Source organism: Sphingopyxis sp., from assembly GCF_050725615.1.
In the GTDB taxonomy this organism is placed as follows: Bacteria; Pseudomonadota; Alphaproteobacteria; order Sphingomonadales; family Sphingomonadaceae; genus Sphingopyxis.
In genome coordinates this window covers 1-21015 of the sequence record NZ_JBOHHU010000033.1, presented here as the reverse complement: position 1 = coordinate 21015, position 21015 = coordinate 1, and the positions used below count along the sequence as shown (strand labels likewise).

Sequence of the window (21015 nt, the reverse complement as noted above, 5' to 3'; positions counted from 1 at the left end):
ATTTAATGGCCACGAGGAGTTCGCCATATCGATCTACCCCAGCCCGCGCGCGATCAGCGGTCCGATGCGGTTGGCGGCCCAGAGCGGCAGCTTCTTCCACAGCTCGACCTGCAACCGATATTTGGCGCTGGTCGGGTTGGTGTCGCGCGGGCTCTCACCCTCGGCGAGCCAGCGCGCGTAGGCGAGCGGTTCGGGGTCGAAACCCCAATTCTTCTTGTACGCGAAGGGACCGGTGCCGAGCTTCGAGCGACCGAAGTCGAAGCGGGTGCAACCCCGGGAACGCGCGTGGTTCATCAGCGCGAAGTACATCATTTCGTTCGCGCGCAAGCCCCGCGCCGAGGCAAGCCCGCCGCCCCAATAGGGCATGACGGTTCCGCGCCAGTAGAGGCTGAGGACGCTCGCCACCGCCTCCCCGCCGCTATGGACGGTCAGTATGTCGGCCCTGTTGCCGAAAGCGTCGAGAACGCAGCCGAACAGCGCCTTGGGAAAGACCGGGGTGCCGAGATTGCGGACGCTCGTCGCATAGACCCGATAATGGTCGGCGCGCTGGCCGGCATTGCTGCCGGTGGTTACGGTCAGGTCGCTCGCCAAAGCCTTGCGGACTTCGGCGCGCTGCTTGCGCGGGATGGCGAGGAGCTCGGCCTCTTCGTCGGCCGCGAGGTCGCGGGCGAAGCCGGCGTAGACGTCCTCCTCGACAGGCCAGCCGTCGGGCAAAGGACCGCCGCGCAATTCGACCGACGGCACGCCGAGCGAGGCGGCGAGGTCGATCGCGGCATCGGCCAGCACGGCAGCGACCGCGTCATTGTCAGCGAGGATACCGCCGCCTACCGCAAAGCCGCTGGCGACGAGCGCCTGCCCGAACAGCGGCGAGCGGACATGGTGCAGCGGCAGGATGCCGACGATCTGCCCCGCCGCATCGCGCTGCGCGATCAGATGATGTTGGTGCCCCGTCGCGCGGGTGATCGCTTCGCACCAGGCGCGCGTGTGGAAGGGCGTCGCGTCGGGGTGCCCGGCGACATAGGCGCCCCACGCCGCATCGTCGGACAGCGGCGCGGCGACCGGATGCAGGGGCGCGTTCATGCCGCCTGCAGCCACGGCGCCGCACGCCCCTGCTGCGCCGGGAGCAGCGCGTCGGCGCGCGTCCATTCGAAATCGTCGAGCAGTTTCCTGAGCTTGCCCGCCATCGCTGACAGGCCGCTATAATGGCGGATTTTCGACTTGAGCGGCGCATCGGCGACGCGCGGCTGGCCGGGGTCGATTTCCCACGGATGGAAATAGAGGATCGCCGGATGCCCCTCGGCGTTCATCCGCGCGATCGCCCAGCGCGTGAAACCATAGGGAAGCAGGCGCATGAAGCCCCCGCCCCCGGCCGCGAGCGTGCGCCCGGCGAAGCGCGCGGTGGTGACCGGCCATTCGACCAGATCGCTGCCCGCGACCGGGCGCCAGGCGTGGCGCGGGCTGGCGGGCCAGCCATAATGATCGTGGACCACCGGCGCGACGCTCGACGAATAGGCATAGCCCTGTTCGGCAAGGATCGGGTGCGCCCAGGGGGTGCGCTGATCGACCGAAAAGCTCGGCGCACGATAACCGCGCACGGGGGCGCCGCCGAGATCCTCGAGGATCGCCTGCGTTTTCTTCAGGTCGGTGGCAAAGGCGTCGGGGGTCATCGCGAACACACGCTGATGGTCGTAGCCATGGCTCGCGAGTTCGTGGCCCGCATCGACGATCCGCCGGATCAGCGCCGGATAGCGTTCGGCAACCCAACCGAGCGTGAAGAAAGTCCCGCTGACCCCGGCCTCGGCGAAGATTTGCAGCACCGCGTCGCAATTGGCCTCGACCCGGCATTCGAGCGTCGGCCAGTCGGCGCGGTCGATCACGCGCTCAAAGGCGCCGACCTGGAACCAGTCCTCGACATCGACCGACAGGCCGTTCTGCATCATCGCTCACCTTCATCGATCCGGCGCGGAGGCCGACCCGAGCGCCGTCAGGCGGCCCAGGTCTGCGACAGCGTCGGGTCGGGCGCATTGGCCGGATCGCGTTCGACCCAATCGATCAACAAATCAAGCACGCGGCGCAGCGCCACATCCTGCTCGGCGATCCGCGCTTCGAGCCCGGCGATCTGGCGCTGCAAGGCGACCAGATGTTCGTCGTCGATCGGCGCCGCGAGGGGTGCGTCGGTTTCGGCCTCCAACTCCGGTTCGCCTTCGGGTTCGACCGGCGCGGGCTCGGCAATGGCGTCGTCGGGCGCAACGACCTCCTCTTCGGGCGCGGCGACAACCCAATCCGGATCGGGCGCGATCGTGAAGCGCGGAGCCTGGGCGACTGGTTCGGCTTCGACGACGGCCTCAGGCTCGGCGGGCGCTGCGGGCGCAAGGCCCAGTTGTTCGGCGACGAGCGAGCGCGCTTCGACAAAGCTGGTCGCGCTATGCGACGGCGGCAGGATATCGACCTCTTCGAGCGCGGCGCGCATCGACAGCCGTTCCAGCCCCAGCATCGGCGCCTCGGCGACCGGAGCGGCGAACGGCGGCGGCGCGGCGGCGGCGCGGTCCGCTTCGGGTTCGGCGACGACGGCCGGCCATTCGAGCGGCGCGTCGGCCTCGGCAACCGGCGGCGCGAAAGGTGCGGGCTCAACCTCGGGTTCGACCAGTTCGGCGACCGGCTCGACCTCGGGTTCCGGCTCGATAAAGGCTTCGACCAGATCGAACGGTTCTTCGTCGACCTCGGCCTCCACCCAGACCGGTTCGGGTTTCGGCGCCGGCGTCGCCATCGCCGCGAGCGACGCCACCGGCGCGGGGGCGGCCGCGAATACGGCGGGTTCGGGCACCGGCGGGGCCAGCGTCTTCGCGTCGATGCCGCGATCGGCCTCGACCTCGGCCACGACGTCGCGGACATGCTGGGCGGTGATGCGATGCTGCTGCTCGACCGCACCGAACAGCAGGATACGGCTGACCAGCACGTTCAGCTTGCGCGGCACACCTTCGCTATAATCGAAGATTTCCTCGAAGGCGTCGGGGCTGAAGCTGGGATTGCCGGTCCAGCCGACCTTGCCGAGGCGGTGGAGGATATAGGGCTCGACCTCCTCGGGCTCCATCGGATCGAGGTGATGCGTCGCGATCACCCGCTGGCGCAGCTGTTCGAGCTGCGGCGAGTGAAACAGGGTCTGGCGGAATTCGGGCTGGCCGAGCAGGAATATCTGCAGCAGCGAATGGCCGCCGAGCTGGAAGTTCGACAGCATGCGCAATTCTTCGAGCGCCGAGATCGCGAGATTCTGCCCCTCGTCGACGATCAGCAGGGTGCGGCGGCCGGCGCGCGCCTGTTCGCGCAGATATTGTTCCATCGAACGCAGCAGTTCGGCCTTGCTCTCGCCTTCCCAGTCGAGCCCGAATTGCTCGGCGACGAGGCGGAGCAGATCGTCGCCCTCGACCTGCGTCGACACCAGCTTGACCGCCGTCAGGCGATTGGGGTCGATCGTGTTCATCAAATGGCCGACCAGCGTCGTCTTGCCCGCGCCGACATCGCCGGTGATGACGATGAAGCCCTCGCCCTGTGCAAGGCCGTAACCGAGGTACGACATCGCCTTGCGGTGGGTGCCGCTCTCGAAATAGAAATTCGGGTCCGGCGTCAGCTGGAAAGGACGTCCCGTAAAGCCATAATATTGATCGTACATATTATCTTCCCCGTTACCGGAAATTATAGCGCAGACCGAACAACGCCGATGCCACGAGCTGGCTGTTGAAACCGTCCTGGTCGAAGCCGGTGAGGCTGGCCGCCGCGCTGCCGGTCAGGCCGCGCCAGAAGCGCTGCGAATAGACCGCCGATGCGCCATAGGATTGCACGTCGGTCGCCCCCGGCGAGCCATTGTCGAAATAATTGTAGAAGCCGCTCAACGACAAATCGGCATCGCGGCCGAGCTGACGCCCGATCGAGGCGAAGAGATAATAATTCTCGTCGGTCACGCCGTTGAGGTCGGCGATCTGCGACAGGGCGGGCACGAGCAGGCGGCGGCGGTCGTAACCGGCGCCAAGGCCATAGCTCCACGGTCCGGCGCGGCTGGTGAAGATGCCCTGGATGCTGCGGCTGCGGAACTGCGCGCCGGTCGCGTTCGACAGCGCATTGTTGAGGCAGCCGCCACCCTGCGCGCCGAACTGGCAGCTGTTGATGTCGCCGTCGATCGGGTTGCGCGTCGGGTCGAACTGCGTCGGCAGCCCGGCCAGCCCCGCCGACAGGCCGCGCCCGAAGCTGGAGATGCCGTCATAGACGCCGATCTGGATCTGCGTCGCATGGCCGGGGCGGTAATAGAAGCTGCCGGTGTAGATGGTATCGCCATAGCGGCGCCCGACCTTGGCGGTCAGCGAGGTGCGGCGGCTGGGCTGCCACATCACGCCGGCGTCCCAGATCAGCCCGTCGGTGTCGAAGGACAGCTGGCGCGGCGAGGATTTGTCGGTGACGAAGCGGCCGTTGGCGTCGCGGACCGGCACGCCGTTCGCGTCGACGACGGGATCGCGTTCGCTGATCTCGATATCTTCATAACCGACGCCGCCGAGCAGCGCGACGGTCGGGCCGATCGGCACCGTTACGTCGGCGCGGGCGAATTTGCCCTCGAAGCGCTGATCGAGCTGGCTCGCGTCCTCGCGTTCATAACCGCCCGATACCTGCCAGCCGAACGGCAGGTCACCGGGCCGTTGGCCGACGCTGCCCCAGGCGACATGGTTGGTCGAGCTGTCGAAAATATCCTGGCTGGTCGCCCCCGGCGGCAGGACCGCAGGGGTGTCGACCTCGACCTTATTGTAGCCGAAGCGATAACCGGCGCCGACGTCGAGCCCGCCGATGCGGCGCGCAAAGGTCGGACCGGCGTAGATCGAATAGACATCGGCCGAGTTCGAGCCGTTACCGAGGAAGATTGTGTTGTCGGCGCCCTGCCCGTCGGCGCGGCTGCGCGTCGCGAGCGCCCCCGCCTCGACGTTCAACCCGCGCGCCAGTTCGTAACGCCCGCGCAGCAGGCCGCTGATCGAATCCGAATTGCCGATGCCGCCCGCTTCGCCGATGCGATATTCATAACGCACCGTCGCGGCGAGTTCGGCGCGGCGGGTCGCGACGACGGCGTCGACCCCGGCGGCGAGCGTCGTGTAGGTGAGGACGTCGCCATTGTTCTTGAGATCGGCGGTCAGCACCTGGCCGACTTCGAGATAGGGGCTGACCTCGACCGCGCGCTTGCTGCGGCGTTCGCCGCGCTTGTCGCGCTTCGCGTCGCCGCCGCTGTCGGCCGATGCCGGCGCCGACGCGCTGGCGCTGTCGCCACCGCCGCTTTCGGGGCCGGAAAATTGCGCCTGCGCGCTGGTCGCGGTGCCCGCGAGGAGCAGCGCCGCGAACGCCATGACGCCACGGCGGGCGTGAGGAAGAGTGGTGCGCATGGTCAGGCGCCTCCTTGTCCGTAATAGGTGCCGAAGCGGCGGCCACCCGGCGAATATTTGACGCCGTTCAAAAGCAGCTGGATGTGCGGGCAGGCGCCCATCAGCCCGATCGCGTCGCGCAGCGCGCTTTCCAGCGTTTCGTCGGCGCGCACCACCATGATGAGCTGGCCGACATGGCCGGCCAGCACGGCGGCGGGCGACGCCGCGAGCACCGGCGGCGAATCGAGGATGATGATGCGGCCCGGCGCGCCCTGCTCCAGTTGCGCCAGCAACGTTTCGGTGCGCGCCGAGGCGAGCAACTCGGTATCATGCATATGCTGGGTGCCGGCGGGCATGACCTTCAGCCCGGCGATGTCGGTCTGGATCAGGCAGTCGCCGAGCGGCAGATGCGGATCGGCGAGCGCGTCCATCAGGCCGGGACCATCCTCCAGCCCCAATGCCTCCAGCACGCTCGGCTTGGCGATGTCGGCGTCGATCAACAGCACATCATGGTCGGTCTCGACCGCGAGGCTGAGCGCGAGATTGACCGCCGAGAAGGTCTTGCCCTCGCCCGGATTGGCCGAACCGATCAGCACGCGGTGCCCGCGCGGCAGCACCGGGCGATTGCCGGCGCCTGCGAAGTTGCGGATGATTTCGCGCTTCACGATGCGATATTCTTCGCTGATGCCGCTGACGGCGGTGCCGGGCACGATCATGCCGCGCGCCGCGAGGCGCTCGCGGTCGATGCTGCCCTGACGCGTCGCCACCACGGCGGGCGCCGCGCGAGCGATATCCTTGCGCGGCGACGGCTTCGGCGCGGCTTCGACCGCAGGCGCGGCCTCGACGACGGGGTCGAGGACTTCGGCCTCTGGCGAAGGGGCGGGCGTGAAAACGGCTTCGGGCTCGGCCTTCTTCTTCGCGTTGCCCTTGCGGACGGGCTCTTCGGGCAGGCCCGAGACGTCGATCGTCGGCGCGCCGGCCGCCGGATCGGTGCCGAACATGTCGGCGGCGCGTTCGAGCAGCGAGGGCGTGCGCTTGACGGGGCGGTGTTCGTTCATGTCATACCCCTCAGGCGACCATGCCGCGCTGGACAAATTCGGCGATCAGCAGCAGCACGAACAGCGCCACCAGCGCGCCGCTGCCGCCCGCGAGCCAGACGAGTTTCTTCTTGCGGTCGGCGTGCCGGTCGGGCGTCACCACCTCGGTGATCGAGCCGATGACCGGCAGGCCGCTGGCGCGTTCGAGCTTGGCGGCGGTGGCATAGCTGGTGCGCACCTGGCCGAGACCGAAGGCGACCCCGATGCCGCCGCCGATCCCGGCGAACAGCACCAGCGTCAGGAACAGCGGCCGGTTCGGCGCGGCGGGCGAGGTCGGCTTCGTCGGCGGATCGAGCAGTTCGACCTTGATCGCGTCGGTTTCGGTCTGCACCTCGCCGCGCATCCGCACCTGTTCGCGCTGCGCCATCAGGCGATCATATTGCGCCTTGAGCGCGGTATATTCGCCGTTGATCCGTTCATATTCGGCGGCGACGCCGGGATTCTGGATCTGCGCGGTGGTGATGCGATTGATGTCGCTGGTCAGCTGCGCCTTGCGCGACGACAGCGCCGCGACGGTCGCCTGGCGTTCGGCGCGCATCGCCTGCAGCGTCGCATAGGCAGGGTTCTGGGCATTGCCGCCACCACCGCCGCCCGCACCTTCGCGGTCGGCCATGGCTTTCAGCGAGGCGATCTGGCTTTTCAGCGCGATGACGTCGGGGTGCGCGTCGGTCAGCCCGCGCGCGCGCATCGACGACAGTTCGTTCTGCGCGCCCGCAAGCTGCTGGCGCGCGACGCCGCCGCCGACGCCGCCCATGCCGGGGACGTTGATCGTCGCCGGAGTCGAGGCCATCTGGCCGTTCGCGGCGGCGAGCGAGCCCTGCGCGGCGGCCAGCTGCGTCTCGATCTGGCTGAGTTCGGCGCGCGCGGCGTCGATGCGCTGGCCGGGCGAGCCGGTGCCGCTGGAGATCAGGCCGATATTCTTCGCTTCAAAGGCGGCGCGGCGCGCCTCGACCTCGCCGAGCGCCTTTTCGCGGTCGGCGAGCTGGGCGTCGAGGAATTTCAGCCCCTCGCGCGCGGTCATGCGGCCGCCGCGCAATTGTTCGTCGCGGAACACGGTGATCAGGCTGTCGAGCACGCCCGATGCGAGCTTCGCATTGTCGGCGTCGGACAGGCTGCCGACCCCGATCGCCGAGGTGATCTCAAAGATATTTTCCTGCTGCGGGACGACCTTGATATTCTTTTGCAGCATCGCGACCGCGCTGGCCTTTTCGCGCTCGCCGGCGCCGGCGGGCAACATGCCGGTGGTCACCGCGACCTTTTCGAGGTTGCGGGCGCTGGTCAGCGTTTCGCGGATCTGGTCGATCTGCGCGCGGTCGGCATAGGGGCCGCTCTGGCTGTCGGCGGGCACGATCTCGTTGATGTCGACGAGCAGGCGCGCACGCGAGTCATAGCGGTTGGGGATCGACGCGATCGCCAGCCAGCCGAGGATGCAGATGCCCCAGGCCACCGCCAGAACCAGCCAGCGGCGCGTCCAGACGCTGTGCAGCGCCACCCGGAATTCGTCGTAAAGGCCGTTCATTGTCTGGTCTTGATCCTTGGCAAATCGAGTCGGTCGGCGGTGCGGGCTTGCGCGTCAGAACATGCTTTCGGGGATGATGATCACGTCGCCCGGCTGGAGCCGGACGTTCGCCTTGATGTCGCCGCGCTTGACGAGGTCGTTGAGCCGCAGGCCATATTCATGCTGCTTGCCGCTGCCCTTGTCGTAGCGGACGAGGCGCGCTTTGTTGCCGGCGGCATATTCGCCGAGGCCGCCGACCGCGATCATCGCGTCGAGCACGGTCATATTGGCGCGGAACGGGATCGACGCGGGTTTCTCGGTCGCGCCGACGACGCGCACCTGCTGCGAGAAGGTGCTGTTGAAGCTGGTGACGATGACGCTGACGATCGGGTCGGTGATATACTGGCTGAGCTGGAGCTTCAGGTCCTGCTGCAGCATCGTCGGGGTCTTGCCGACCGCGGGCATGTCGGTGATCAGCGGGGTGGTGATGCGGCCGTCGGGGCGCACCTGGACCTTGCCGCCCAGCTCGGGATTGCGCCACACGAAGATCTGCAGCTCGTCGAGCGGGCCGATGATATATTCCTCGCCGGGCCCTTCCTGGTTCTGGACGAAGGTCGCGCTCGGCAGTTGCGGCGCGGCGGCGCCGCCGCCCATGCAGCCGGTCAGCGCGGTCGCGGCGATGCCCGAAACCAGAGCCACGCGCGCGGCGCGAAGGGCGGGGAAGGACGTCATCATCAAATCACCTTTCCTGCGGCAGCGGCCCCGCCATGGGCTAAATGCCCAGAGCGAAAGCCAATGCGTCAGGATCAGCGATGGCGGAAAAGGGTGAATATACCGTTAGTAGTCGGTCAGGTTTACACCGCACTTGTCGGGACTTGTGCCAGTCCGGGACAGAAACGGCCCATGCCTCCGAGGAGCTACGCCGCCAATAAATAGGGACAGTCCCTATTTAATCGCCTCGCCCCTATCCGTCCTCATCGACCTGGAGAGATTAAATAGGGACTGTCCCTATTTATTGGCCCCTCAGAGGTTGGCCGGCTTGCCCTTTAAACCAACATCTCCCTTGCCGGCCCCTGCCCCAGGAAGGCCGACGGGCTGGCGGTCGCGCCATAGGCCCCCGCCTGAAAGATCGCCACGAGATCGCCGACGTCGCCGCGCGGCAGCGCGACCTGGTCGCCGAGGCGGTCGAGCGGCGTGCAGAGGCAGCCGACGACCGACACCGTCTCGACCGGCTCGGCGCCGAAGCGGTTCGCGAGCGCGATCGGATAGTTGCGGCGGATCACGGTACCGAAATTGCCGCTCGCCGCGAGCTGGTGATGAAGCCCGCCGTCGGTGACGAGGAAGGTCTCGCCATGGCTCGTCTTGCGGTCGACGATGCGGGTCAGATAGACCCCCGCCTCGGCCACCAGCCAGCGGCCGAGTTCCATCGCGAAGCGGCTCGCCCCCAACATTGGGTCGCGCGCGGCAAGCGTCTTTGCCAAGGCGTCGCCGACGGCTTTCGCATCGACCGCATTATCGCCGGGAAAATAGGGCACGCCCATGCCGCCGCCGAGGTTCACCAGCGGCGGCACCGCGCCGATCTCGTTCGCGAGCCGCGCGGCGAGCGCGACGGTCTGCGCCTGCGTGTCGGCGATCGCGCCCGCATCAAGCGCCTGCGATCCGGCGAAAATATGGAAGCCCTGCCAGTCCGCGCCGGCAGCGAGCAGGTGTTTGACCAGCGCCGCGACCTCGGCGGCATCGACCCCGAAGGGCTTGGCGCCGCCGCCCATCTTCATGCCCGACCCCTTGAGGTCGAAGTCGGGATTGACCCGCACCGCGAGCCGCGGGACGATACCGAGCCGCGCGCCGATCCCCAGCGCCCGTTCGGCCTCGCCCGCCGATTCGAGATTGAGCGTCGCGCCGACCTTGATCGCATATTCGAGCTCACGGTCGCGCTTGCCCGGCCCGGCGAAGCTGATGTGCCCCGTCGCCATGCCGCTGGTGCGCGCGGCTTGAAGCTCGCCCCCCGACGCAACGTCGAGCCCGTCGACCATCGCCGCCATATGACCGAGCAGCGGACCATAGGGGTTCGCCTTCATCGCATAATGCAGCTGCAATTCGCTCGGCATCGCGGCGCGCCATTCGGCGACCCGCGCGGTCAGCAGCTTGCTGTCATAGACGAAGAGCGGGGTGTCGCCGGCATCCTCGGCCAGGTCGTCAGCGCGCTGGCCGCCGATCAGCAACATGCCGTCGGCATCGGCGGCGAAGCCGGGCGGGATCGGACCATGCGGTTTCATGCCGCCACCTTCCAGTCGGCGGCGATCGCGACGCGGTCGAGCTTGCCATTGGGATTGCGCGGCAGTTCGGCGCGCCATTCGATCGCCTGCGGCTGCATGAAATTGGGCAGGTTCGCCTTGAGATAAGCGGCGAGACCGTCGGGATCGCCCTCCCCCTTGCCGCGCACGATCAGCACGATCGCCGCGCCAAGCCGCGCATCGGGCACCCCGAACGCCACCGCCTCGTAAATCAGGCCCGAGGCGATCGCGACATCCTCAACCTCGGTCGGGCTGACGCGATTGCCTGCGGTCTTGATCATCGCATCGTCGCGGCCCACGAAATAAAGGAGGCCATTGGCATCGCGGCGCACCGTGTCGCCCGACCATACCGCCATGCCGCCATAGTGCGACGCACGCGGCGCGGGCTTGAAGCGCAAGGCGGTGCGTTCGGCATCCTGCCAATAGCCCTGCGCGACGAGCGGCCCGCAATGGACGAGTTCGCCCGGTTCCTCGTCGGCGGTGATCGTGCCGTCGGGACGGCACACCAATATCTCGGCATGCGGGATCGCGCGGCCCATCGAGGTCGGATGATCGGCAACAAGCTTTGGTGGCAAATAGGTCGAACGGAACGCCTCGGTCAGCCCATACATCGGATAGATGTCGGCGTTCGGGAAAATGCCCCGCATCGCGTCGATCAGCGACGGCGTCAGCGCCCCCCCGCTGTTGGTCAGACGCTTCAGATGCGCCGCACTTTCGGCGGGCCAGTCGGCCTCGACCAGCTGCACCCAGAGCGGCGGCACCCCGGCGAGCGTCGTCGCGCCATGCCGCGCCACCGCTTTCACCACATCGCGCGGGGTCAGGTAATCGAGCGGGGCGACGGCGGCGCCCGCATACCAGGTCGAGAGCAGCTGATTCTGGCCATAATCGAAGCTCAGCGGCAGCACAGCCAGCACGCGGTCGGCGGGCACGATCTCCAGATAGGACGCGACCGCCTCCGCCCCCAGCCACAGATTGGCGTGGCTGAGCATCACCCCCTTGGGACGCCCGGTCGAGCCGCTCGTGTAGAGGATCGCGGCCAGGTCACCGGCTTCGGCCAGCGACGGGGGAAGAGCCTGCCCTCCCGAATCAATCACTTCCTCGACGATCTTCAAATCCTGAACGACGCAATCGACCGGCAGGGCTTCGCCGAGCGTGTCGCTGCGCGCCGCATTGGTGACGAGCAGCTTCGCGCCGCTGTCCGCCAGGATATGCGCAACCTGCGGCGCTTTCAGCAGCGGGTTCACCGGCACATGGATCAGCCCCGCGCGCGCCGCCGCGAGCGGCATCAGGCACGCGAGACGCGTCTTCGCGCTCCAGCTGGCGACGCGTTCACCGGGACCGCCCGCCTGTTCGAGCAGCCACGACGCAAGCCGGCCGACGCCCGCGTCCAGTTCGCCGAAGGTCGTCACCTTGTCGCCGATCAGCAACGCGGGCGCATCACCCGCGCCGCAAAGGGCGAGATGGTCGATCGGGCGCGACGAGGGGATCAGGGCTTCGGTCATCGGTTCTTTAGGACTGGGTGATAGAGCGCCAGCCTATGCAAGGGAACGGTGAACATCGCGCTAATGATGACGCGGGGCTGCCCGACGGTGCGCGCGCCGCCGCGCCCGCGTCGCCGTTCGACCGCGCTGCCTGGTTCGACTTGCTGACGGACTATGGTTTTGCCGGCGAGAGGCGCGTCGATGCGCATGGCCGTGCAGGCGACGTCACGGCTTGGCTGCCGCTGCGCCGCGACGGACGCGGCCGGTTCAGCGGGCTGACCAACTGGTATAGTTTTTCGATCCGGCCGTTGTTCGATGGGCCGGACCATCGCGGCCCGCGCGACGCCGCGCTACGCAGCCTGTTCGCGGGATTGCGCAAACGCGCGGCCCGCCTGTCGCTGTACCCGCTTCGCGACGAGGACCAGCCGGAGATCGCGGCCGCGCTGCGCAAGGCCGGCTGGTGGGTGGAGGCGACCCCGGCGGGCGACCGCCACTGGCTCGACCTGACCGGCCTGACGCATGACGACTGGTGGGAAAGTCGTCCCGGCGCGCTCAAGAACACCGTCAAACGCAAGGCGAAGAAAGGCGTGGTCGATATCCAGCTGCTCACCGCCTTCGATCCCGGCAGCTGGGCGGCCTATGAGAGCATCTATGCCGCGAGCTGGAAGCCCGAGGAGGGCCATCCCGCCCTGCTGCGCGCCTTTGCCGAGGCCGAGAGCGCGCGCGGCACCCTGCGCATGGGGATCGCGCGGATCGAAGGCATCCCGGTCGCCGCGCAATTTTGGACCGTCGAGGACGGCACCGCCTTCATCCACAAGCTGGCGCATGTCGAGGACAGTCTGAAGGCCTCGCCCGGCACGCTCCTTTCGGCGGCGCTGTTCCGCCATGTCATCGACGTCGACCATGTCGAGCGCATCGATTTCGGCACCGGCAACGACGGATACAAAAAGGACTGGATGAACCGCCACGAACCGTTGTGGCGATTGGAGGCTTTCAATCCGTCGCACATCGCGGCATGGGGACCCGCGATAAAGGCTTTTGCGCGCTCCCGGCTGGGGCGCGAGTGAGGATGCGATGACCGACACCCCCGCCAACAGCGTCGATGCGACCCTGCGTGCGTTGCTCGCCGACATTTTGGGCCTCGGCGAAGCCCGCGCCGCCGCGCTGACCGAGGACAGCGGCCTGTTCGGCGCGCTGCCCGAATTCGACTCGATGGCGGTCGCGACGGTGCTGACTGAGATGGAGGACCGCCTCGGCATCATCATCGACGACGACGAGATCGACGGCGAGATTTTCGAAACCTACGGTAATTTGCTGGCATTTTCGCTGCGCAAAGTGACCGACTGACCGCTATCGGCGCGCGCATGGGCGAACATCATCTGCGCGTCACACCCGCCGGAGCGCCGCGCGCCACCGTCCTGATCGTCCCCCCGCTGTTCGAGGAAGCGAACCGCACGCGCCGCACCCTTGTGCTCGTGATGCGCGCGCTCGCGGCGCGCGGATTCGCGGCGGCGATGCCCGACCTGCCGGGGCAGAATGAGAGCCTCGTGGCGCTGGAAAGCGTCGACCTCGACATGTGGCAAAACGCCCTCTTCGACGTTGCGAAGACAATCGACGGCCCCGTCCTCGTCGCTTCGGTCCGCGGCGGAGCGCTGATCGACCATCGCGTGAAAGCCGCCGCTTGGTGGCGACTGGCGCCGGTGGGCGGGGCATCGCTGCTGCGCACCCTGCTCCGCGCGCGCGTCTCGGCCGACCGCGAGGCGGGGGTCACATCGTCGCTCGAAAGCCTGAGCGAGACGGCGAAAAGCGAACCGCTGCTGCTGGCGGGCAACCGCCTGTCGCCCGCGATGGTCGCGCAATTGAGCAGCGCCGAGGCGCAGCCGGTCGAGCCGCTACGCAACGTCGCGCTCGGCGCCGACGGCATTACGGGCACCCCGCTGTGGCTGCGCGCCGAACCCGGCGAGGATGCCGCGATGGCCGAGGCGATCGCCGACGATATCGCAACGTGGAGCGCGTCATGCGGCGTCATCTGAGCTTCGCCTGCGGCGGCGCTGCGCTCGCCGCCACGCTCGACGAAGCGCCGGGGACGACCGGGCTGCTGATCGTGTCGGGCGGCAACGAGATCCGCAGCGGCGCGCATCGCGGCATGGCGATGCTGGCGCAGCGCGTCGCCGCGGCGGGGCATCCGGTCTTCCGCTTCGACCGGCGCGGGATCGGCGACAGCGAGGGAATAAACGGCGGCTATCGCTCGAGCGGGCCCGACCTCATGGCGGCGATCGCCGCGTTCCGCGAGGCGGCGCCGCAGCTCACCCGCGTGGTCGCGTTCGGCAATTGCGATGCGGCGAGCGCCTTGCTGCTGCACCAGCCGCTGGCGCTCGACGCGCTGATCCTCGCCAACCCCTGGACCTATGAGGATGATGGCGGCGACGACACGGAAGCCGACGAACCCGCCCTGCCCCCCGCTTCGGCGATCCGGGCGCGCTATCTGGCGCGGTTGAAGGACCCGAAAAGCCTGCTCCGGCTGATGAAGGGCGAGGTGGATGTCCGGAAATTGTTTCGCGGGCTGTCGGCACTGGGCAAACAGCCCACGCCCCCGACTGTCGGCAGCCTCGCCGACGAACTCGACGGCTTGCTGGCCGAAACCTTCTGCCCGGTGACGATCCTGCTCGCGACCGGCGACCGCACCGCACAGGCCTTTATGGAAAAGCTTGCGACGTCGATTGCGCATGTCGACGCGAACCCGGGGTCGATCCGCGTCGAACGGCTGGCGAGCCCGTCGCACAGCTTTGCAGGAGACGATGGCGAGTGGCTGGCGGGGCGGATATTGGAGCAACTCCGCTGATGTCCGCTTTGCAGCGGTTTCCAGACCACCCACTCCGTTCGTGTCGAGCGAAGTCGAGACACGCTTGGGAAGCACCAGTCTTCGCGTGTCTCGACTTCGCTCGACACGAACGGAATTTATGAGTTTAGCTTGACCGCTAACGCCCGGAAGCGCCTGCTTCGTCGGGCTTACGCCTCCACCAACGCCTTATACTCCGCCTCGGCCAAAAACCGCTCGGCGTCGAGCGCCGCCATGCAGCCCATGCCCGCCGCAGTCACCGCCTGGCGGTACACCTTGTCGGTGACGTCGCCAGCCGCGAAGACACCCGGGATCGACGTCAACGACGTGCCCGGCGTGACCTCCAGATAGCCATCGGCGTCGAGCGGCAGCTTGCCCTTGAACAGCTCGGTCGACGGGCTGTGGCCGATCGCGACGAAGCCGCCGTCGGTCGGCTCATGGCTGCTCTCGCCGGTGACCGTGTCGATCAGGTCGACCCCGACTAGGCCCGCGACGCCCGCGCCCGCCACAAAGCGGTCGACCTTCTTGTTCCACAACACCTTGATCTTGGGATTGGCATGGAGCCGGTCCTGCAGGATCTTTTCGGCGCGCAGATGATCGCGGCGGTGGATGAGGGTGACATCGTCGCTGTGGTTGGTGAGGTACAGCGCTTCCTCGACCGCGGTGTTGCCGCCGCCGATCACCACGACCTTCTTGCCGCGATAGAAGAAACCGTCGCAGGTCGCGCACGCCGACACGCCCTTGCCGCCGAGTTCCTGTTCGCCTTCCACGCCCAGCCATTTCGCCTGCGCGCCGGTTGCGATCACCAAAGTTTCGGCGAGATACACATCGCCGCCGTCGCCGGTCAGCTTGAACGGGCGCTGCGACAGGTCGACGTCGACGATCGTGTCCCAGATCGTGCTGGTGCCGACATGCGTCGCCTGCGCGGTCATCTGTTCCATCAGCCAGGGACCCTGCACCACCTCGGCGAAGCCGGGGTAATTTTCGACGTCGGTGGTGATGGTGAGCTGGCCGCCGGGCTGAAGCCCCTGCACCACGATCGGTTTCATACCCGCGCGCGCCGCGTAAATGGCGGCGGACAGGCCCGCAGGGCCGGAACCGAGGATGAGCATCTTGGTGTGGTGGGTGGCGGGCATGATCGTCCTTAAACTGGCGGGGTTCGCCTAAATGGGTGTTGCCAACCGCGCTAGCAAGGGACAGGCTGCACGCCAAGGGGAGTGTGCCGATATGGCGAACTGGTGGGAACGTCACGGAGTACCGCGCCTGATCAAATGCGCCTGTTCGCAGGGGCAGATTATGAAGGCGCGCAGCAAGGTCGTGCCGCATGCAGTCGGCGATGTGCTCGAACTCGGCTGCGGCGGCGGGATCAACATGGAATTTTACGTGCCCGCCCGCGTGACCAGCTTCACCGGGCTCGACCCCTCGCCCGAATTGCTGGCGATGAGCCGCGCGGCGGCGCAGGCGCATGGCATCGACGCCGATATCCAGGGCGGGGTCGGCGAGGCGATGCCGTTCGAAAGCGGACGGTTCGACACGGTGGTGACCACCTTCACCCTCTGCTCGGTCGCCGAGCAGAGCGCGGTGCTGAGCGAAATCCGCCGCGTGCTCAAACCCGGCGGGACCGCGCTGTTCCTCGAACATGGCGGCGCGCCCGATGCCGGGGTCGCGAAATGGCAGCGGCGGATCGAGCCGATCTGGAAACGCATCGGCGGCAATTGCCACCTCACCCGGCCGATTTCGGACGCTTATGCCGCCGCGGGTTTCGCGGTCGAGCGGCAGGCCGCGCTGTATATGCCCAAGACCCCGCGCCCCTTCGGCTGGGTCGAATATGGAGCCGCCCGCCCGAACTGACGACGAAAGGACAGCTAAGATGACGCGTTTCTGGCTACCCCTTTTGACCCTCCTCCTGCTGCTGGCGCCCGCCAGCGCCGAGGCGCGCAAGGTCGCGCTGGTCATCGGCAATTCGGCCTATGCCAACACCGGCGCGCTGACCAACCCCGCGAACGACATCAAGATCGTCGCCGACGCCGCGAAAGCCGCAGGCTTCGAGGTGGTCACCGCGAGCAACCTCGGCAATCAGGCCTTTCAGGGCGCGATGCGCGATTTCCGAGCCAAGGCCGACGGCGCCGAGGTGGCGATGGTCTATTTCGCGGGGCACGGGATCGAGGCGCAGGGCAAGAACTGGCTGCTCCCGGTCGATGCCAAGCTCGAATCGGATCTCGACCTGCCCTATGAGGCGATCGAGCTCAGCCGGTTGATGGAGGCGGTGTCGGGGGCGCAAGTGCGCATGGTCGTGCTCGACGCGTGCCGCAACAATCCCTTCGGCAGCAAATGGCGGTCGGGCACCCGCGCGGTGGCGCGCGGCATGGCGGGGGTCGAGGCCGACGACGTACTCGTCATCTTCGCCGCCGCGCCCGGCCAGACCGCGAGCGACGGCAATGGCGCGAACAGCCCCTTCGCCCTCGCGCTGGCACGGCGATTGCCCGAACCCGATCTGCCGGTGCAATTGCTCGGCGGCGCGATCCGCGACGATGTGCTCGCCGCGACCGGCGGCAACCAGCGTCCCTTCGTCAGCGCCAGCATCACCGGCACCCCGGTCTATCTCGTCCCGCGCACCGTGCCGACTTTGGTCGCCGCGGCGCCGGCGGTGCCCAGGGGCGACCGCAGCGCGAGCGAGGAGATTTTCTGGAAAGGCGCGCTCGCCGAAAGCAGCGTCCGCGCGTTCAGCGCCTATCTGTCGGAGTTTCCGAGCGGCCGTTACGCCGGCGATGCCTCGGACGCGATCGCGCGGCTGCTGGCACCCGGCGCCGATGGCAGCGCCGTGCGCGGCGGCAAGTACCGCGTGTCGGATATCGTCATCGAATGCATCAAGGTGACGGGTTTCCTCGGCCTGCCCGACCAGCTCTTCCTGCGCTTCGGGGGCAGCCAGCGCTTCCCCGAAAGCAAGAAGGACAGCTATACGATGAAAAAGGGCCAGCGCTGGGTCGTGCCGCGCAGCTTCGACTTCGACGGCAATGCGACGGTGCAATTGCTCGAGGACGACGATGTCGGGGGCAACGACATATTGGGGACGATCGACCTCGAGCCGCGCGTCGGGACGTTCACGCGCACGATCAATGGCGACCGGAGCGAGTATAAGGTGACCTATCGGGTGAGTGCGGAGTGAGTTCCCCTCCCTTTCAGGGAGGGGAGTCGTTCTTCTCCCCCACCTCGACCAGCCCGTGCCCGACGCTCACCCGCTCGTCGAAGACGAAACAACTGCCGTGCCAGCGGCTTGTCGCCTCGGGAACCTGTTCGAGATAGGCGAGGATGCCGCCTTTGAGATGAACCACATCGTCGACGCCTTCGCTGCGCAAAAACGCCGTCGATTTTTCGCAGCGGATGCCGCCGGTGCAGAACATCGCGATCCGCTTGCCCGCGAACGCGTGCTTGTGATCCTGCCACCAGTCGGGAAATTCACCGAAGCTTTTGGTGTGCGGGTTCAAGGCGCCGTCGAAGCTGCCATAACCGACCTCGAAATCGTTACGCGTGTCGATGACCACCGTGTCCGGATCGGCGATCACCGCGTTCCAGTCGGCGGGCGCGACATAGCGGCCGACGTCGCGCGACGGGTCGATGCCCGCGACCTTCATGGTCACGATTTCCTTCTTCAGCCGCACCTTGAGCCGCTGGAACGGCATCGCGGCGGCGGCCGAATATTTGACATCGAGATCGGCGCAATCGGGGAGCGCGCGGATATGCGTGAGGACGGCGGCGACGCCCTCGGCGGACCCGGCGATCGTGCCGTTGATTCCCTCGCTCGCGAGCAGCAGCGTTCCCTTGACCCCTTCGGCCGCGCACAGGTCGAGCAACGGCTGGCGCAGCGCGGCGGGATCGTCAAAGGGCGCGAAGCGGTAGAGAGCGGCGACGGTGAAGGTCATGGCGCCGCGCCATAGCCACTCCAATGACGGTTGTCGAAGGCGAGAGGGTGGCTCCAGAGAATTTCACGCAAAGGCGCAAAGGCGCGAAGAAGAAGAAAAAATAGAATCTCACACAAAGACACAAAGAGGTCGCGCCAACCATGCTGCGGAGACCTGTCGCCGCAGGCGACCAGAAAAGGCGCTCCGCGCGATCCTGTCACGCTATCGCAGAAAAGCACCGCCCTCTTTGTGTCTTTGTGTGAGGCCCTTTTTTCTCTTCTTTGCGCCTTTGCGCCTTTGCGTGAAACCAAAATAGAACCGACCTCTCGCCCTGGCTCAAACCTTCACGAAAACGGATCGCCCCGCCCCGTCGCATAATGCGCCATCGCCATCGTCGTCCATTGCGCGTTGACGCGGATGCAGCTGGGGAAGGTGCTCGCGTCGGTGACCAGCACATTGGTCGTCCCATGGACGCGGCATTCGGGGTCGACGATACCATATTGCGGATTCTCGTTGATCGCATTGCCGCCATGCGCGTGGCTGCTCGACAGCGTCAGATCGTCCTGCTGCTTGATCTCGCGATGGAAAAATTCGTCGACGTCCATATCGGGCGTGATCGTCTTGCCATTCGCCAGCGCGGGATAGCATTCGATCGCGCCCGCCGCGAAATGGACCTTGGTCAGCGTCGCCATCGCATCGCGCAGCACCGGCATATCGTCGTCGACGTCGAGGCGGAAGTGCAGCTTGCCGTCGACCACCTGCCCGCGCCGGTCGGCGGGAAACAGGATGCCCGCCGAATGGACGCGGCTGAAATTCCGCATCCGTGTCGCATGGGTGCCGAACCAGCCGGGCATCAGCGACGCCATCGCCATCGGCGGCTGGAAATGGCTTTCGAGCAGATATTTGCCGCAGTCGACATAGCTCGACATCTGGTCCTCGTCCCAGGCGTTGCCGCCGACCCCGGCGGGCATCAGCGCGACCACCGGCGAGGCGACATTGAGCGAAATCTGATAACCCGTTCCTTCGATGCCGCTGCTGTCGAGCAGCTTCGACGAGGCGATGGTGCCGCCCGCGACGACCACCCCGACGCGGGTGCGGACGAGCCGGCGCGATCCGTCGGGCATCACGAGCCGCACCGCCTCGGCCTCCAGCTTGCCGTTCGCCGCCTCCTGCCACAATATTTCCTCGGCCTTGGTCTCGGGCAGGATGCGCGCTCCATGATCGCGGCACGCCTGCGGCAGATAGGTTTGCGCCATGCCCATGCGTCGCCCATAGGGGCAACCCGAATTGCAATAGCCGCAATAGGCGCAGGCGTTCGGCGTGTTCGGCGGGCCGAAATTCTTGTCGAACCAGTCGGTCACCGCCCGCTGTTCGCGCGGGTTCGACGAGGCGGCGGCATATTGGTGCCAGCCATTGATCAGATGCGTGCCATTGTGCCGCCCGCTGCGCGGTTCGGCGCGGCCGATGCCGAGTTTCGCCTGCACCGCATCATAGCTGGCGTGAAAAGCGGCGGCGTCGATCGGCGCGCCGATGCTCGCCCATTTGGCGAGCACATCCGGCGCGTCGGGATGGGTGCGCCCGGCTTCGTTGACGCGCAGGCAGATGCCGTTGTTGACCGTTGACGATCCGCCGACGCAGCGCCCCTGGAAGATCACGAAATCATTGTTGGTCGTCGTCTGGACGCCGCCATGTTTGTAAAGCGCCGCAATCATGTCGAGTTCGCGGTGGGTGATGCGCGGCGAGGGATAAAAGGGCCCGGCCTCGACGATCAGCACCTTATAGCCCTGCGCCGCGACATGATAGGCGGCGACCGCGCCGCCCGCGCCCGAGCCGATGACGACGACGTCATACTCGTCCGCCAGCGTGTCGGCGGTCAGGATATGGTCGGGGTGGATCTCTCGCCCCGTCACATCGGTGATCAGCATCTCCGGCGGGTCGGTGCGGGCGCGGAATTTCGGCAGCTTGAAACCGATCTGCTTGTGGACCGGGTTCGCGACATTGGCGTCCTGCCCCGCGTCGCGCGCCTGCTCGCCGCCCTCCCAATAGCCATAATAACACGCATAAATAATTCCGCGCAGCCGGGCCATGTCCTGGAGCAGGTCGAGCCGACCATTCTGCAGCCGGTCGCGGACGCGTTCGGCGCGGGTTTCGACGTCGAGTTCGACGAACACCGGCGCGAGCGCCAATTCGGTCATGTTGAGCGAGAAGCGCAGCTCGGCGAGCTTGGTGCCGCCGACCTTGCCGAACAATTCGACGACATTGGCGACGACCTGATCGGCGGTGATCGCCATATCGACGCCATGGAACAGCGCCTCGGTCAATGTCTTCAGAAATTTGAGTTGCCCGAAATCAAACGGTGCCGTCATCGCCCTGCCCCCTGCTGGTCCTGCGCCCACAAATGCGGACCTATAGCGCGGAAAAGCAAGGCGGTATTGTACCGGAACGGCAGCCTTGGGGTGGGTTTAAGACATTCCTCCCCACTTGTGGGGAGGTGGCAGCCCGTAGGGCTGACGGAGG

Annotated in this window: 17 protein-coding genes and 1 pseudogene; 6 read left to right on the top strand and 12 right to left on the bottom strand. The window is 67.1% G+C overall.

The genetic code is table 11. The features are described from left to right. Positions 1 to 33 precede the first annotated feature (33 nt). The 9 genes and pseudogenes from ACREB7_RS09780 to ACREB7_RS09740 form a co-directional block, all read right to left on the bottom strand. Positions 34 to 1080, bottom strand: coding sequence for a FemAB family XrtA/PEP-CTERM system-associated protein (locus ACREB7_RS09780; protein ID WP_431592081.1), 1047 nt, complete (start codon positions 1078 to 1080; stop codon positions 34 to 36). Continuing rightward, the gene (locus tag ACREB7_RS09775; RefSeq protein ID WP_431592080.1) at positions 1077 to 1940 is read right to left on the bottom strand and encodes an XrtA system polysaccharide deacetylase; all 864 of its coding nucleotides are present in this window, start codon (positions 1938 to 1940) and stop codon (positions 1077 to 1079) included. The genes ACREB7_RS09780 and ACREB7_RS09775 overlap by 4 nt, the downstream gene beginning before the upstream one ends. A 764-nt stretch (positions 1941 to 2704) precedes the next feature. Beyond that, positions 2705 to 3667, bottom strand: a pseudogene (locus ACREB7_RS09770) (XrtA/PEP-CTERM system-associated ATPase); the annotation flags it as partial. Between the two features lie 13 nt (positions 3668 to 3680). Then, positions 3681 to 5411 (bottom strand): hypothetical protein, encoded by a 1731-nt coding sequence (locus tag ACREB7_RS09765; RefSeq protein ID WP_431592079.1) that lies wholly within the window; start codon positions 5409 to 5411, stop codon positions 3681 to 3683. A 2-nt stretch (positions 5412 to 5413) separates the two neighbouring features. Then, complete coding sequence (locus ACREB7_RS09760; RefSeq protein ID WP_431592078.1) at positions 5414 to 6448, bottom strand: AAA family ATPase; 1035 nt, start codon at positions 6446 to 6448, stop codon at positions 5414 to 5416. A 10-nt stretch (positions 6449 to 6458) separates the two neighbouring features. Next, positions 6459 to 8006, bottom strand: coding sequence for an XrtA system polysaccharide chain length determinant (locus ACREB7_RS09755; RefSeq protein WP_431592077.1), 1548 nt, complete (start codon positions 8004 to 8006; stop codon positions 6459 to 6461). A 54-nt stretch (positions 8007 to 8060) separates the two neighbouring features. Next, on the bottom strand, positions 8061 to 8717 hold the full coding sequence (locus ACREB7_RS09750; protein ID WP_431592098.1) for an XrtA/PEP-CTERM system exopolysaccharide export protein: 657 nt from the start codon (positions 8715 to 8717) through the stop codon (positions 8061 to 8063). A gap of 314 nt (positions 8718 to 9031) precedes the next feature. Further along, positions 9032 to 10261, bottom strand: a complete 1230-nt coding sequence (locus ACREB7_RS09745; RefSeq protein WP_431592076.1) for a pyridoxal-dependent decarboxylase, exosortase A system-associated — start codon at positions 10259 to 10261, stop codon at positions 9032 to 9034. After that, the gene (locus ACREB7_RS09740; RefSeq protein WP_431592075.1) at positions 10258 to 11781 is read right to left on the bottom strand and encodes an acyl-CoA ligase (AMP-forming), exosortase A system-associated; all 1524 of its coding nucleotides are present in this window, start codon (positions 11779 to 11781) and stop codon (positions 10258 to 10260) included. Before ACREB7_RS09740 ends, ACREB7_RS09745 begins: the two co-directional genes overlap by 4 nt. Positions 11782 to 11816: 35 nt before the next feature. On the opposite strand from ACREB7_RS09740, the gene ACREB7_RS09735 reads away from it, so the two are divergent. From ACREB7_RS09735 to ACREB7_RS09720, 4 genes are read left to right on the top strand one after another with little or no spacing between them, the layout of a single operon-like run. Then, positions 11817 to 12827 carry a GNAT family N-acetyltransferase gene (locus ACREB7_RS09735; protein ID WP_431592074.1) on the top strand — a complete coding sequence of 337 codons (1011 nt, stop codon included), beginning with the start codon at positions 11817 to 11819 and terminating at the stop codon, positions 12825 to 12827. Between the two features lie 7 nt (positions 12828 to 12834). Next, positions 12835 to 13107, top strand: a complete 273-nt coding sequence (locus ACREB7_RS09730; protein ID WP_431592073.1) for a phosphopantetheine-binding protein — start codon at positions 12835 to 12837, stop codon at positions 13105 to 13107. Between the two features lie 17 nt (positions 13108 to 13124). Beyond that, positions 13125 to 13793, top strand: coding sequence for a hypothetical protein (locus ACREB7_RS09725; protein ID WP_431592072.1), 669 nt, complete (start codon positions 13125 to 13127; stop codon positions 13791 to 13793). Further along, a complete protein-coding gene (locus ACREB7_RS09720) occupies positions 13778 to 14602 on the top strand; it encodes a hydrolase 1, exosortase A system-associated (RefSeq protein ID WP_431592071.1) in 825 nt (274 codons plus the stop codon). The genes ACREB7_RS09725 and ACREB7_RS09720 overlap by 16 nt, the downstream gene beginning before the upstream one ends. Before the next feature lie 167 nt (positions 14603 to 14769). Here ACREB7_RS09720 and trxB read toward each other — a convergent pair whose 3' ends face one another. Continuing rightward, a complete protein-coding gene (gene trxB, locus ACREB7_RS09715; protein ID WP_431592070.1) occupies positions 14770 to 15735 on the bottom strand; it encodes a thioredoxin-disulfide reductase in 966 nt (321 codons plus the stop codon). 91 nt (positions 15736 to 15826) lie between these two features. Between trxB and ACREB7_RS09710 the strand changes: the two genes are divergently transcribed. Continuing rightward, positions 15827 to 16450: a class I SAM-dependent methyltransferase gene (locus ACREB7_RS09710; RefSeq protein ID WP_431592069.1), complete on the top strand. Its 624-nt coding sequence runs from the start codon at positions 15827 to 15829 to the stop codon at positions 16448 to 16450. 19 nt (positions 16451 to 16469) lie between these two features. Further along, positions 16470 to 17765 (top strand): caspase family protein, encoded by a 1296-nt coding sequence (locus ACREB7_RS09705; protein ID WP_431592068.1) that lies wholly within the window; start codon positions 16470 to 16472, stop codon positions 17763 to 17765. A gap of 13 nt (positions 17766 to 17778) precedes the next feature. On the opposite strand, the gene ACREB7_RS09700 is transcribed toward ACREB7_RS09705, so the two are convergent. Together ACREB7_RS09700 and ACREB7_RS09695 are read right to left on the bottom strand one after the other, a co-directional pair. After that, positions 17779 to 18519 carry a rhodanese-related sulfurtransferase gene (locus ACREB7_RS09700; protein WP_431592067.1) on the bottom strand — a complete coding sequence of 247 codons (741 nt, stop codon included), beginning with the start codon at positions 18517 to 18519 and terminating at the stop codon, positions 17779 to 17781. A gap of 323 nt (positions 18520 to 18842) precedes the next feature. Next, positions 18843 to 20864 (bottom strand): GMC family oxidoreductase N-terminal domain-containing protein, encoded by a 2022-nt coding sequence (locus ACREB7_RS09695; protein ID WP_431592066.1) that lies wholly within the window; start codon positions 20862 to 20864, stop codon positions 18843 to 18845. Between the last annotated feature and the right edge of the window lie 151 nt (positions 20865 to 21015).